The sequence below is a fragment of the Winogradskyella sp. genome (assembly GCF_013042245.1).
Lineage (GTDB): Bacteria > Bacteroidota > Bacteroidia > Flavobacteriales > Flavobacteriaceae > Winogradskyella.
On the sequence record NZ_JABDQL010000116.1, the window covers coordinates 19,938 to 34,804 of the forward strand.

15 protein-coding genes are annotated in these 14,867 nt (G+C 32.9%); 11 read left to right on the forward strand and 4 right to left on the reverse strand.

Annotated elements, in window-relative coordinates; genetic code table 11:
• The first annotated feature begins 32 nt into the window (after positions 1-32).
• Positions 33-1,304 carry a phosphoribosylamine--glycine ligase gene (gene purD / locus HKP48_RS09080; protein WP_296345055.1) on the forward strand — a complete coding sequence of 424 codons (1,272 nt, stop codon included), beginning with the start codon at positions 33-35 and terminating at the stop codon, positions 1,302-1,304.
• Here the strand turns inward: purD and HKP48_RS09085 are convergent.
• A complete protein-coding gene (locus tag HKP48_RS09085) occupies positions 1,299-1,526 on the reverse strand; it encodes a uracil phosphoribosyltransferase (RefSeq protein ID WP_296345057.1) in 228 nt (75 codons plus the stop codon). The genes purD and HKP48_RS09085 overlap by 6 nt on opposite strands.
• A gap of 41 nt (positions 1,527-1,567) precedes the next feature.
• Here HKP48_RS09085 and HKP48_RS09090 point away from each other — a divergent pair, with 41 nt between their 5' ends.
• The 3 genes from HKP48_RS09090 to HKP48_RS09100 all read left to right on the forward strand — a co-directional run bounded on the left by HKP48_RS09090 (position 1,568) and on the right by HKP48_RS09100 (position 4,311).
• Entirely contained in the window at positions 1,568-2,485 is a 918-nt protein-coding gene (locus tag HKP48_RS09090; protein WP_296345059.1) for a DUF6427 family protein, read from the forward strand.
• Between the two features lie 103 nt (positions 2,486-2,588).
• Positions 2,589-3,197, forward strand: coding sequence for a DUF4254 domain-containing protein (locus tag HKP48_RS09095; RefSeq protein WP_296345061.1), 609 nt, complete (start codon positions 2,589-2,591; stop codon positions 3,195-3,197).
• 139 nt (positions 3,198-3,336) lie between these two features.
• Positions 3,337-4,311 carry a glycosyltransferase family 9 protein gene (locus tag HKP48_RS09100; protein ID WP_296345084.1) on the forward strand — a complete coding sequence of 325 codons (975 nt, stop codon included), beginning with the start codon at positions 3,337-3,339 and terminating at the stop codon, positions 4,309-4,311.
• Here the strand turns inward: HKP48_RS09100 and HKP48_RS09105 are convergent, their stop codons facing one another.
• The 3 genes from HKP48_RS09105 to HKP48_RS09115 form a co-directional block, all read right to left on the reverse strand.
• Positions 4,312-4,686, reverse strand: coding sequence for a DUF2200 domain-containing protein (locus HKP48_RS09105; RefSeq protein WP_296345063.1), 375 nt, complete (start codon positions 4,684-4,686; stop codon positions 4,312-4,314). It abuts the gene before it with no gap.
• Positions 4,687-4,748: 62 nt separating this feature from the next.
• Positions 4,749-5,804, reverse strand: a complete 1,056-nt coding sequence (locus tag HKP48_RS09110) for a ferredoxin--NADP reductase (RefSeq protein ID WP_296345065.1) — start codon at positions 5,802-5,804, stop codon at positions 4,749-4,751.
• 199 nt (positions 5,805-6,003) lie between these two features.
• Positions 6,004-8,886, reverse strand: coding sequence for a TonB-dependent receptor (locus tag HKP48_RS09115; protein ID WP_296345066.1), 2,883 nt, complete (start codon positions 8,884-8,886; stop codon positions 6,004-6,006).
• A gap of 131 nt (positions 8,887-9,017) precedes the next feature.
• Here HKP48_RS09115 and HKP48_RS09120 point away from each other — a divergent pair, with 131 nt between their 5' ends.
• The 7 genes from HKP48_RS09120 to HKP48_RS09150 form a co-directional block, all read left to right on the forward strand.
• A complete protein-coding gene (locus HKP48_RS09120) occupies positions 9,018-9,350 on the forward strand; it encodes a helix-turn-helix transcriptional regulator (RefSeq protein ID WP_296345068.1) in 333 nt (110 codons plus the stop codon).
• The gene (locus tag HKP48_RS09125; RefSeq protein WP_296345070.1) at positions 9,351-9,998 is read left to right on the forward strand and encodes a hypothetical protein; all 648 of its coding nucleotides are present in this window, start codon (positions 9,351-9,353) and stop codon (positions 9,996-9,998) included. It begins immediately after the preceding gene.
• The gene (locus HKP48_RS09130) at positions 9,998-10,636 is read left to right on the forward strand and encodes a hypothetical protein (protein ID WP_296345071.1); all 639 of its coding nucleotides are present in this window, start codon (positions 9,998-10,000) and stop codon (positions 10,634-10,636) included. The genes HKP48_RS09125 and HKP48_RS09130 overlap by 1 nt, the downstream gene beginning before the upstream one ends.
• Positions 10,636-11,325 (forward strand): hypothetical protein, encoded by a 690-nt coding sequence (locus HKP48_RS09135; RefSeq protein ID WP_296345073.1) that lies wholly within the window; start codon positions 10,636-10,638, stop codon positions 11,323-11,325. The genes HKP48_RS09130 and HKP48_RS09135 overlap by 1 nt, the downstream gene beginning before the upstream one ends.
• 57 nt (positions 11,326-11,382) lie before the next feature.
• Positions 11,383-12,855: a DUF5687 family protein gene (locus tag HKP48_RS09140; protein ID WP_296345075.1), complete on the forward strand. Its 1,473-nt coding sequence runs from the start codon at positions 11,383-11,385 to the stop codon at positions 12,853-12,855.
• Between the two features lie 7 nt (positions 12,856-12,862).
• The gene (locus tag HKP48_RS09145; RefSeq protein WP_296345077.1) at positions 12,863-13,588 is read left to right on the forward strand and encodes an ABC transporter ATP-binding protein; all 726 of its coding nucleotides are present in this window, start codon (positions 12,863-12,865) and stop codon (positions 13,586-13,588) included.
• Between the two features lie 238 nt (positions 13,589-13,826).
• Positions 13,827-14,867: hypothetical protein (locus HKP48_RS09150; protein WP_296345079.1), on the forward strand; the 1,041-nt coding region annotated here is incomplete at its 3' end.

Genomic DNA, 14,867 nt, shown 5'->3' on the forward strand with positions numbered 1-14,867 from the left:
GCAATTATTTTTGTACAAACAAGACACAACTCATGAACATTTTAGTACTCGGTTCAGGCGGAAGAGAACATACATTTGCTTGGAAAATTTCTCAAAGCCCACTTTGCAATTCACTTTTTGTAGCACCAGGAAACTCAGGAACATTAGAAATAGCAACAAATTTACCAATTGCTGTAACCGATTTTGAAGCTATTAAAGCCGAAGTGCTAAAAAACAACATTAAGCTTATAATTGTTGGCCCAGAAGACCCATTAGTTCAAGGTATTCATGATTTTTTTCTTAATGATGAAGCTTTAAAAGACATTAAAGTCATTGGTCCGCAAAAAGCTGCTGCAGAGTTAGAAGGTAGTAAAGAATTTGCTAAAGAATTTATGATGCGTCATAACATTCCGACAGCAGCTTATCAAAGTTTTACTCCTGAAAACCTGGAAGATGGTTATAAATTTCTAGAGACGCTTAATGCACCGTATGTGTTAAAAGCCGATGGCTTAGCAGCAGGAAAAGGCGTTTTAATTCTTAATGATTTAGACGATGCTAAAAGAGAATTAAAAGAAATGTTGGTTGATTCTAAATTTGGTAGCGCTAGTGCCAAAGTTGTTATTGAGGAATTTTTGGATGGTATAGAATTGAGTTGTTTTGTGCTAACCGATGGAAAAGATTACAAAATTCTACCAACTGCCAAAGATTATAAACGTATTGGCGAAGGTGATACGGGTTTAAATACTGGAGGAATGGGAGCAGTGTCTCCAGTTCCTTTTGCTACAGAAGACTTTTTAAACAAAATTGAAAATCAAATTGTTAAACCAACAATTGAAGGACTAAAAAAAGACAACTTACCCTATGTAGGTTTTGTATTTATAGGACTTATTAAAGTTGGGGACGACCCAAAAGTTATAGAATATAATGTTCGAATGGGAGATCCGGAAACAGAAGTTGTGTTACCAAGATTGAAAACCGATTTGGTAGAGATTTTCAAAGCGATGGGAAATCAAACACTTAAAGATATTACTCTTAAAATCGATGAAAGAGCAGCAACTACAATCATGTTAGTCTCTGGCGGCTATCCTGAAGCTTACGAAAAAGGAAAAGAAATTTATGGCTTAGATACTGTTACTGACTCAATTCCGTTTCATGCAGGAGCAAGATTAGAAGATGGAAAAACAGTAACATCTGGAGGTCGTGTTATGGCTATAACATCCTTTGGGCAAACTTACGAAGAAGCTATAAAAAAATCTTACCAAAGCATAGATAAACTATGTTTTGATAAGATGTATTATAGAAAAGATATTGGATTCGACTTATAAATAAGAGTGAGCCGAAACGCTTTTATCTTCTTCGTTATTATCGTTGTATTTTTTAAGTTGTAGCATCCAATAAACAAATGCAACCGAACCAATTGCCATAAAAATCCATGACATAATATTAGCACCAAACCAGTTGCTCAGCTCTAGTTCTCTTAAAGCATCCAATGGTGCGAAAAGTGTGTTTACAAATAAATCTTGTATCGCGTAAAAGAAATCTTTCATAACTTTAATAAATTAGCGAAGCAAAAATAACAAATCTGTAAATGATTACAAGCTTTTTTAGTAAATCAAAACCTATAAACTTCATAATAATTGTCCTATTGGTTGTTATTACGTTTGTATTTCATAGTTATTTTCAGATTGATTCAGGAGAATTTTCATTTTTGAAAATGATTTTACCACTTCTTATTGCTCTTTTTTATGTGTTTCTCACAGACTTTATTATTTATAAAAATGATTTAACCAAAAGGCATAGTTATGGTATAATGATACTCGGTATTATGATTATTGTTTTTCCCGAAATATTCAATGATAGTAAAAGTTTAATAGCCAATCTCTTAGTATTATTTGGGTTGCGGCGTTTGTTTAGTCTACATACTAAAAAATCATTGTTAAAGAAGTTTTTTGATGCTGTATTCTGGATAAGTCTAGCATCTCTATTTTATGCTTGGTCAATGGTATATTTGATTCTTGTAGTTGTAGCATTAGCAAATTATTGGCAAAGCGAAGTAAAGTATATAGCCGTATCAATCTTTGGTGTTATTACTGTTTTCATCTTACTTCTAGTTTTTAATATACTTGTAAAAGATGTTTATGTGCTGCAAAGTAATTTTGATTTCGACTATAACTTCAATTTTTCAGCTTATAATAGTAGATGGAAAATTTTGAGATTAACACTTGTAATTTCTACTTTTTTATGGAGTATTGTTTTTTATCTAAAAGCCATTTCAAACAAAAACAGAAAGCAAAAACCTATACATATTTTGGTTTTAGTAGCAGCAATTTTATCAATACTTATAGTTGTTTTGGCGCCGAAAAAAAGCGGTAGTGAGTTTATATTTTTTATAGTTCCTTTTTCGGTTATTATTGCTAACTATCTTGAGACTGTCGAAGAAAAGTGGTTTAAAGAAGTGTTTATTTTTCTTCTATTGCTTATTCCTGTCTCTAGTTTATTTTTGTAATATTCTTGAAGCGCTTTCAATGTATTCGGTTAGATTTTGATATCGTTATTACAGACTTTAAGTCAATAATTCAGGCTATATTTGCAGAACAAAATCTATTACAATGTTTTCAGAAAAAGCAAATACTATATTTCAAGACGTTATAAAAACATATAAAAAATTAAATACTGTTGACCAGCCTTTTACAAACAAATTTGATAAAGATGAAGATTTAATAGCACATCTTTTATACAGAAAATGTTGGATAGACACGGTACAGTGGGCTTATGAAGATATTATTAGAGACCCAAATATTGAGCCAGTAGCCGCTTTAAAATTAAAACGAAAAATAGATGCTTCTAATCAAGACCGAACGGACACGGTTGAATATATTGACAGCTATTTTTTAGATAAATACAAACACGTTAGCGTTAAAGATGATGCAAAAGTAAATTCAGAAAGTCCTGCATGGGTCATTGACCGTTTGTCTATTTTGGCTTTAAAAATTTACCATATGCATTTAGAAACTGTACGTGATGATGCTAGTGATAGCCATAAAGCAGCTTGCCAAAAAAAGCTAGATATTTTACGAGAACAACGCGTAGATTTAAGTACAGCTTTAGATGATTTGCTCAAAGATATTGCTAACGGAGATAAATATATGAAGGTCTATAAGCAAATGAAAATGTACAATGATGATGAGCTTAACCCTGTTTTAAGAGGGCAAAAATAGATATTTGTCATTCGCGGAATATTCCTAATATTTTCGGAGTCCAAGTATCTCACTTTTATTTTAACTGCATTTAACATTACATAGACTCTAGATTGTGTCAAACAAACCTAAGCACATACTCGTTTTTCGTTTCTCGGCCATGGGAGATGTGGCTATGTCTGTACCAGTTATTAGAGCATTGACCGAACAATTTCAAGATTTAAAAGTTACGGTGGTTACTCGAGAATTCTTCAAGCCATTCTTTCGAGATATAAAAAATGTTTCGGTTTACCAGGTAGATTTAAAAGGAAAACACAAAGGGATTTTAGGTCTTTATAAATTATCAAAAGAATTAAAAGCTTTAAATTTCACTGCCGCTGCTGATATCCACAATGTACTGCGAACAAAAATTCTAAAGCTCTTCATTGGCGGAAATTTTAAACAAATAGATAAAGGGCGAGCAGAAAAAAAAGCATTGGTTTCCGGGCATTTTTTTGAACAGCTTAAAACGACACATCAGCGTTATGCAGATGTTTTTGAACAATTGGGTTTTTCGATTAATTTATCGAATCCTAAGTTTCCAAAAAAAGTTGAGTTAAATCAGAAATTAAAACACTTTGTTACTAATGTAGAGTTACCAATTGTTGGTGTTGCACCTTTTGCTGCTTTTGAAGGAAAAATGTATCCATTGGATAAAATGAAACAGGTAATAGAAAGTCTTTCAGGACAATATAACATCATCCTTTTTGGTGGAGGAAAACAAGAGATAGAACAACTCAATCATCTAGAAAACTCCTATGATAACACAAAATCTGTTGCGGGAAAATTGAGTTTAGAAGAAGAATTAGATTTGATTTCTAACTTAAATGTTATGCTATCAATGGACTCTGGGAATGCACATATGGCGGCAATGCTGGGGATTAAAGTCATAACTATTTGGGGTGTTACACATCCGTTTGCAGGTTTTGCACCATATAACCAACCTGAAGATTTTGCTTTGTTAGCAGATAGAAAACAATACCCTGAAATTCCTACATCTATTTATGGAAACAAACAACCTGTAGGTTATGAGGATGCAGCAGGAAGTGTTTCAACAGAGACTATTATTAACAAAATAAAGAGCATTCTAAATTAATTAATCCTTAGGTTGACGCATAATCTTATCAATAGCTCTTCCTTTGGCTAGCTCATCAACAACTTTGTCTAAATAACGCGCTTTTTTTGTTAACGACGTGGTAATATCTTCTATGCGGTAACCACAGATGACCCCTTTAATTAAATGTGCATTAGAGTTGAGGTTTGCGTTTTCAAAAAACTCAGCAAAAGTAACTTTTTCAGCAATTAGTTTTTCAAGATCTTTTTCCTTAAAGCCAGTTAGCCATTCAATAACTTGATGGAGTTCCTGTATCGTTCTTCCTTTCCTTTCGACTTTATTGATATAATGCGGATAAACAGAAGCAAAGGTGAGATCTGCAATACGTTTGTCGTGCTCTGGAGTTGTTATACTCATGGGATTGTTATTTAAAGACTATATCTTTAAATATACAAAATCCTGAAAATTTAAAGAATAGATTACACATCATCATAATCTACAACAACTTTAGCTGTTGTAGGATGCGCTTGGCAAGTTAAGATTAATCCTTCAGCCACCTCGTTATCCGTTAAAATATTGTTTTGTCGCATAGTTGCTTCGCCTTCTATAATACGTGCTATACAACTACTACAAATTCCGCCTTGGCAGGAGTATGGTGCGTCGATATCCTCTTTAAGTGCGGCATCTAAAATAGAAACGTCTTGAGACATTTCTATTTCAAATTCCTCATCATCGACAATAACTTTAAGATGTGATTTTCCATTTCCGATTTCAGCAGAATTAGACGTGGTTTCGGTCGGTGCCGTAAATAATTCGAAATAAATTTTCTTTTCCTTAATGTTGTTCTCAATCAATACATCTTTAACAGTATGTATCATTGCTTCTGGTCCGCAAAGATAGAAGCTGTCTACAGTAACACCTTTATATTTGTTTTTAACGATGAGGTTAACAGTACTTTTTTCAATACGCCCAAAAAGGGCATCTTCTTCTTGTGCTTGGCTATAGATAAAATGCGCATGGAAGCGATTCCCAAATTTTGCTTTTAGCCTAAGAATATCGTTAGCAAACATAGCGTCGTTTAAACGTTTGTTTCCATAAACTAATATAAAATTGCTAAACGGTTCGTCTTCTAAAAGTGTTTTTGCAATGCTTAATATTGGTGTAATTCCGCTACCTGCAGCAAAAGCCGCAATGGTTCTTGTTTTAGCCTTGTTAGCCTCAAATACAAAACGTCCATTAGGTTCGGCAACTTCTAAAGTATCACCAGCTCTGAGGTTTTCATTGGCATAAACTGAGAACGTTCCGTCTGCCACAGCTTTTACCGCTACAGTTAAATCTCCGCTGCTAACTGATGAACAAATCGAATAATCACGACGAATATCTTCGCCACTAATTTCAGTTTTAAGCGTAATGTACTGACCCGCTTTGAAACTGAAATTGTTTTTTAAGTTTTCTGGGATGTCAAAAGTTATTGCAACAGACTTATCGGTTACGCGATTAATAGACTTTATAATTAGGTTGTGGAATTGTGCCATTATATTTTTTTGGCAAAAATAAGGAAACTATGATGTATTTAACCTAGATTATGCAATAGAACGTTGTAATGAAACAGTTTCAAGATGTAATAGATATTCTATTGCATTTTTTAGGTTAAATGAAAAAGTATAAAAATCAAAAGCGGTTGATACAGAAAATGTATCAACCGCTTTTATTTATAAAAAAAGTAAAATGCTTTTATTTAAGTTTAAAACTTAACCTTGCAAATAAGAAACGCCCACCAATACCAAATTGTTGCGCTCTACGAGACCAGTCAAAACGACCACCGCTTCGGTTTCCAAAAGCTGCATCAGCTCTATCTGGATATACATCTAGTAAATTATTTGCACCAATAGTCACTGTAGTATTGTCTGATAAATTATAACCAAACGACAAATCAGTTACTATTTTTGTACCAAATACTTGTTGTCTTTCAATAACATTATTAGCTTCAGTAACCTCACCAAAATAAACATTTCTAAGAAAAACATTAAATTTTTGATGATTTAACACATTGCTTAAAACCAATTTTGTTCTTGGTACAGCTTCCTCTAAATATACACGGCTGTCTTCTGGGAAATAGGTATCTACTAAACCAGCATTAGTTAAAACATCTGAGGCTTTTATATCACCAACTTGACGCGTTTGAGAAAAGGTAGCCGCTAAATCAGAGTTTAAGCGTAAATTATCCGTTAGGTTAGCTTTATGAGATACTACTACATCTATTCCTTTTGACTCTGTATCAATTGCATTTGCAAAGAATGATGCTCTAGAGGCGTTGGCTTGTGCTAATAAATTATCTAATTCTGTACCAGTTCCTGGACCACTAAATTGTCCCGTATAAACTACACGATCATCAATACCAACCCAATAACCATCAACGGTAAATGTCAAGTTTGCATCTGGTAGTTTTGCTGTAAAACCTACACTTACACTTTTTGAAGTCTCTTCTTTTAATTGAGGAATGCCTAATAATTGTGCAGCTCTACTATCATTAGCAAAAGTACCTACTTCTTGTGGGTCGCCATTATCATCAAATATAGTAGATGTAGAATTGAAATTTAATTGGTGCAATGATGGTGCTCTAAACCCAGTATTTAATGCGGCTCTTAAGTTTACATTATCAGAGGCTTTTACACGCGTAGCTAGTTTAAAATTTAATGTAGATCCAAAATCTGAATAATCTTCAAAACGCGTTGCAAAACTTAACAAGAATTTTTTAGTAATATCTGCTTCTGCATCAAAGTAGGCAGCTACACTACTTCTTCCTCTAGACAATTCGTTATCAGGACTAAAACCAGGAAAGACTTGAGAGCCTCCAGGTCTAGAGTTTCCAAAGAAATCTGTAGATGCAGTTTGCGATGCTAAATTAATAACTTCGCCAGAAGAAGTATATTGAGAATAAGACTCTTCTTCGCCAGAAATAATTTCATAATTCTCTAAACGGTACTCTGCACCAAAAGCGATGTTTAGACCATCAAACGTGTTTTCATAAAAACGACTTAAATCTAAATTCACGGTATTTTGTTTGAAGTTAAAACCTCCGGCATCAAATGTTGTAGGCGAACCATTTTCTAATGAAGCATTAAAAGTATTTCCAATGGTATAATTAAATGCATTTTGTCCATGAGTAAAACTTAAATCTGCATTCCAGTTTTCAGCCAATTTACCTCGTATACCAACTGCAGCCGATTTATCTGTAATTTTAGAATTTATTTCTGGTAAAAAGCCATTGATATATGCTGGTGTATAAGTTCTGCTCTGGTTTGGTAATCTGTAAAAACCAGCAGAATTACCATTACGAGAACTTAAACCTGCAAAAGAGTATAATTCTGTACCATTATCATCTAATGGTAATGAAAAGTTTGTAAAGAAACGACCACCTCGTAAACGTGATTGACCAACACGCATGTTGTAATCACTTCTAACTTGGTTTCTAGCAGCTAGTTCTGCAGTTGTATTATCTTCAGACAATAAGGTTCTAATACCTGATAAACTGGTATCAGTAGCTGTAAAACCTGCTTGATTTATTAAATCTATCATAGAAAACCCACTCGTTCCTATTTGTGCACTGGGGTCAGTTACACTTTCTAATAATGATAAGTCTACGTTATTTTGAGTGGCAAACCTCTCAACTGTATTGTATCTATTAAAGATATCGCCTTCCCATTCCTTCATTCTGCTATAATCATCTCTATAGTCAAAATCTCCAGTAAAGTTAATAAAACCACCACGTTCTCCAATAGGTATACCATAGTTAGCACTAATATTAGTAGTAGCACCATCGACACCTCCAGTTTGCTCATTTGCATTTTCACTAAAGTTAGCACCAGTAGTAACATTTACATTAAGTTCATTAACAGAAGTATTGAGAACAATATTTATAACACCAGCAATAGCATCAGAACCATATTGGGCAGCTGCACCGTCACGTAATACTTCGACACGTTTTATGGCAGCAGACGGAATAGCGTTAAGGTCAGTACCAACACTACCTCTACCAAATGTTCCGTTTACATTTATTAAAGAAGATGTATGCCTTCTTTTGCCATTAATAAGCACTAATACTTGATCTGGTCCTAAACCTCTTAATGATGCGGGATCAATATGATCTGTACCATCAGAAATAGTTTGTGTATTAGATGTAAAAGAAGGCGCCACATAGTTAAGAATTTGGTTTAGGTTTACTTGTGGGCTATTGGTAATAAGTTCTCTCACATTAATAACATCTACAGGTGTAGCTGTTTCTGTTGCTGTACGGTTAGGGTTTCTTGACCCTACAATCATTATTTCATCTAAGGATACCCCAGAAGCCATTTGCACATCCAACGTGTTGCCTGTAACTGTAATCTCTTGGCTGTCAAAACCAATGTAAGAAAACACTAAAACATCTCCAGTAGAAGCGCTAATGGTATACTTACCATTAATGTCTGTGCTTGATCCAGTACTTGTGTTTTTGATAATAACGGACACGCCAGGTAAGGGTATACCAGTATCATCTGTAACAGTTCCTGTCACTTCTTGTGCAATACTAATTGTACTAAACAAAAAGCATAAAAAATAAGTAATTTTTTTCAACATTGTATTAAGGTTTGATTAATTAATTCTTAAAAATATAAAAAATAGTGACGCTACATTGAAAAAAAGTTAACAAATGTTAATCACACACATAAATTTCTTATGCATAAGAAATTTATGTGTATATTTGTGACATGAGTAATTCTAAACTATATAAAGGCAGTTTAACCACAATTATTTTGAAGCTTTTAAACGAGCATGATAAAATGTACGGTTACGAGATTACCCAAAAAGTAAAGGTATTAACTAAAGGCGAGCTTAAAATTACCGAAGGTGCCTTATATCCTGCTTTACATAAGCTTGAAGCTGAAGGCTTATTAGATGTTGAGGTCGCAAAAGTCGACAACCGTTTACGTAAGTATTACAAACTTACCGAAACAGGAACGAAAGAAACGGTCAGTAAACTCGAAGAATTGGCAGAGTATATCAAAACCATGCAAGCACTTGTAAATCCTAAGTTGGCTTAAATGACACTTACTCAAGATGACATACAGTTCATAGATAACTATCTGAGCTCAAAAATTGAACACATAGATATTAGAATGGAAATGGTCGACCATGTTGCAGAGTCAATTGAGGCTAAAATGAATAAAGGAGATGACCGTGATTTCTATTATATTTTTAAAGATTACATGGTTGAAAATAAGCGTAAACTTCTAGAAAATAACAAGCAGTTTTTAAAAACAGCGACTCAAAAATTATCAAATGCTATTTTAAAACTATTTGTTTCGCCACTACATCTATTTTTAACGATTTTGATATCGTATTTGTGCTATTATTTTTTTCAAAATATTGACTATAGTTACTCAAAAAATATAGCTTTTATAATCACGCTAATCCTAATAATTACACCTGCAATAGTTTATGGTTCTGTACTTAAATTTTATAAGTACGAACGATTTTCAAGCGCAGAGCGTATTAACTTTTTTCTAATCTTTTTAGTGCAATTACTAAACTTTATAAATATTTCTAACAGTAATCTTTTAGATGAAAAACCACACACGATATTAATGAGTGTAATGATAGGTTTAATTTTCAATTTTGTATTATCACTTTCAAGAGTGAGTATTACTGTATTTAGAGATTGTAAAACAAAATATCAAGCTATTTTATAATGAAACTCACCAAAGACGAAATACAATTTATAGACAATTATCTTAAGAGAAATGGAATCAAATATTGGGATATACGTTTAGAAATGATTGACCATTTGGTTTCTGATATTGAGTCTGTAGATAATTCAACTGATTTTGAAACCCTTTTTAAGAATAGTCTCAAAAATGCTAATTGGGAAGGAAATCTCAAAGATGTAAATATTAAAAGTTGGAAATCTACAAATAAGATTTACAGAGTGAAACATGCTAAAGAAATTCTTTCAATTTTAAAGCATCCTGTATATCTTATTTTTTTTGTATTACTTTATCTTGGGTTGAGTTGGATAGCGACTTCGTTTCCTAAGGCTTTAAAGACAGTTTCATTTGTTGTGTTGATTATACCAATAATAGTTATGTTATATGAATCAATAAATACTTGGAGAAAAAAATTAGGTAGGTCTGTTAATATAGATTATGGTTTGTTTTATTTTTCATTTGGAATAATAATGATAAGTACGCCACTTCAACTACTACCAAAATCGCAACTACCGGATTGGTTACCAATTATTTTAAGTATTTATGTTTTAGTTGTTTTAGCTGGATATAGGCTATATAGATATGCTTTAAAAAAAGTGCTAATTATTAAAAATGCATTGTAATGAAACTAACAGACTCTCAAATACAACAACTTTACACCTTTACACAAAAACACTTTGTAGAGTATTACGATGTACAAACCGAACTCGTAGACCATTTGGCTAATGGTATAGAAAATCAATGGAAGAACAATCCTAAACTTACGTTTAATGAAGCTCTAGAATTCGAATTTAAAAAATTTGGTATTTGCGGTTTTAGTGATGTTATTGAAGAGAAAACCAAAGCACTTAATAAGCATTACCGTTTGTTGGTTTGGCGCTATTTTAAAGAGTTTTTTAAACTTCCAAAAATTATAGGCACCTTATTTTTAATTTGGAGTTATTATCAGGTTTTAATAGGTTTAAACAATAGGTATTGGATTCTTATTCCTACAGCCATTTTAGTTCTTTTTGTTCCGATTTGGGCTGTTTACAAACAATCTCGTAGAATTAAAGCTATAAAACAGCAGACCAATAAAAAATGGCTGTTCGATAATATTTCATTGCAACTGGGAGGAATGGTTCATTTTTTAAATATAGGATTACAAGTTTCTTTTTTTAATTATAGCACTATTTGGAGTCATACATTTAGTCTGGTATTTTCCATAGGAATCGTTTTATTTTCGTTAGCCTTGTATGTTGCGATATGGATTGTTTCTCCAAAACTCAGAAAAACAATAGCATTACAACACCCCGACTATAAATTTGCCTAACTTGTGTAACAAATAAGATTAATCTTGTACTAACAACAACAGACAATTTAACCAACTATGATAAAACATTTTTTAAATTTAGAGTGGAAATCTTTTATCCGTTCAGCATCATTTAAAACAAATCTTATTCTAAAAATAATAATGGCTATCGGAGCATTTTTTATGCTTCTATATGCATTAGGCATTGGTGTTGGTGCTTATTATCTGATTGAAAAATATCTTAATCAGGAACCATTAAGTGTAATTAATAAAATCCTTGTTTTTTACTTAATTATGGATTTGGCGATGCGTTATTTTCTTCAAAAAATGCCAATTGTAAACATAAAACCTTTGTTACACTTACCAATAAAGAAGAATACGGTTGTCAACTTCGGGATTAATAAAACCCTATTGTCGTTTTTCAATTACTGGCACGCATTTATTTGGATTCCTTTTTCGGTGGTTTTATTAATTGAAGGTCATTCGTTCTTAAACGTAATGGGTTGGCATTTAACCATTATGGCATTGGTGTTTTCAAACAACTTCATCAATATTTTTGTTAATGATAAAGACAGCGTATTTTATTCGGTAATAGCAATTTTAATCGTCTTAGGTGGTTTATTGTATTACAATATTTTTGATATTACTGAATATACCAAAGTCTTATTTTTATCTGTTTATGACCAACCATATTTCGCAATTATCCCAATCGCAATAGCCTTTTTGCTATACAAAACTGCATTTAAACATTTTAGAAATGATTTTTATTTAGATGCTGGTTTATCGAAAAAAGTTGAGGTTGGCGAAACCGAAAACATGGCGTGGTTAGATAGGTTTGGTAAAGTGTCCACATTTCTAAAAAACGATATAAAACTCATCAAAAGAAACAAGCGTTCAAAAACAACAGTAATTATGAGTGTGTTATTTATTTTCTATGGACTATTGTTTTTTACTGGTTCGGTTAAGGCTTATGACGGTCCTTTTTGGCGCATATTTGCTGGGATTTTTGTCTCAGGAGGTTTTCTGTTCAGTTTTGGTCAGTTTGTACCAAGTTGGGATAGCGCGTATTATCAGTTATTAATGAGTCAAAATATCACTTACAAATCCTATTTAGAATCTAAGTGGTATTTGATGGTTATTGCCACTGTGATATCTACAATTTTGGCAGTATTCTATTTATATTTTGGTTGGCAAGCCTATGCAGCAGTTGTTGCAGGTGCTATTTATAATATTGGTGTTAACTCGCATTTAGTACTTTGGGGTGGCGCCTATATAAAAACACCAATAGATTTATCATCAAGTAAAAAAGCTTTTGGCGACAAAAAATCGTTTAACGTCAAAACCCTTTTACTAACCTTACCAAAATTAGTATTGCCAATGGTAATTTACGCGATAGGTCATTTTGCACATGGCGAAGCTTTAGGTTACATTCTGGTAGTTATAACAGGAATACTTGGATTTTTATTTAAAGACAAAGTATTTAATATTATAGAAAAAGTCTATAAAACCGAAAAGTACAAAACCATAGCCGCATACAAACAAAAGAATTAATCATACCATGATAGAAACTAAAAACATTTCAAAAACATACAACACGGCAACCGTTCTTAAAATAGATGATTTACAAATCCCTAAAGGACAAAGTTTTGGCTTAGTAGGAAATAACGGTGCTGGTAAAACGACCTATTTTAGCTTGCTTTTAGATTTAATAAACCCTTCTACTGGGACGATTACAAATAATGATGTCGTGGTTAGCCAAAGCGAAGATTGGAAGCCTTTTACATCGGCCTTTATAGATGAGACGTTTTTAATTGGTTATTTAACACCAGAAGAATATTTCTATTTTATTGGTGATTTACGCGGCCAAAACAAAGCGGATGTAGATAAGTTAACTGCACAGTTCGAAGATTTCTTTAATGGTGAAATTATAGGGAAGAAAAAGTACTTACGTGACCTTAGCAAAGGTAACCAGAAAAAAGCAGGTATTGTCGCTGCGCTTATTGGTAATCCTGAAGTGATTATTTTAGATGAGCCGTTTGCTAACTTAGATCCAACCACGCAAATTCGTTTAAAACAAATCTTAAAAGATTTGGCTGAGAAGCGAGGTGTAACCGTTTTAGTATCTAGTCACGATTTAATGCACGTGACTGATGTTTGTGAGCGTATTGTGGTGTTAGAAAAAGGCGAAGTGGTTAAAGATTTAGAAACCAACCCAACAACATTAAAAGAATTAGAAGCGCATTTTGCAAAGAATGCTGTTTCGACTTCTGAAGAAGAGGAATAAAGTACAATCAAAGCTTTACTGTCATTTCGAGTACTTCGACTATGCTCAGTATAAACTAAAGTCGAGAAACCTTTAGGTTCAGCGAAGTTAAATCTAATAATTTAAAAGCCTAATAATTTTTTTAGGCTTTTATTTTTTATAATGAAATAAAAGTTTACTTTTACATTGCTATTGATTACAACTCCCTTATAATTAATCCATTGTTGATTTTATATTAATTATTAAAATCTAACAATCCATGTTAAAAAATCAGAAATTTAAAGTACTATTACTTTTAGTGCTTACCGCTTTCCTTAGTTACCAATGCTCTAATGAGGGAGACAACCTCGTTGAGTCAAATATCAATATCCAAACAGTTACAGACGCAGAAGCTTTAGATTTTTTAGACAATCTTGGACAAAATCAAAGCCAATCCCGAAGCACAAGTGTGCCTTATGTAACTATTTACGACAATTACATTTCAAATTTTGGTATTACAAATACGAGTGAGCTTATAACTATTTTACCCGCAGTGCTTAATGACCAAGAAGCTTACAGCCGAGTTTTATTGTTAAATATAGCTGGGGAAATAGAAGGTATTGTTTACAGTATGTATTCGTTTAATGATTATTCTACTGATAATTTTTTTGGAGAGGTCTTAATAACGGATTTAGAAGGTAATTTTATAAATAGATTTAAAGTAGATGACGGACTAATTGTGTCAAAATATGTTTTAAACCAAAATAATAGCCAACAATCTTCTTCCTCACGGAGTATATCTTGCGATTGTCCTTGGGAGTGTGATATGTGTCAACTTGAAGAAGTTGTTATAGAGGCAAAACCAAGACCAGAGTTAGGGGATTTATTTACAAGTGTTGTTACAGAAGGTTCTGAAGATGATTATTATGAAATTACTCCTGCTCCTGGTAGTGGTGGCGGAGGTGGTGGTAGTGCGCCAAATAACCCAGAGTGTAGTAATGGTCAAATACTAAATTCATATGGAGAGTGTGTAACACCCGAAGAGGATTGTGGTGAGGATTATACAATTAATGAAGAAGGGTTTTGTGAAATTGAACAGGAGGAATGTTTAGAAGGACAAATTCCAGATGGATTAGGTTCGTGTATAGCTGAGTGTGAAGAAGGCTATATGTTAAATATTGAAGGTGATTGTATAGCTGAGGAAGGCCCAAGTTGTGAGAGTTTTAATTTCTCAAATATTACCGCCAATTGGCAAGAAGCTGCTGTAATAGGTATTAGATTTAATATAGTATTATTAGCCCCTTATTCTAACACCTTTCAA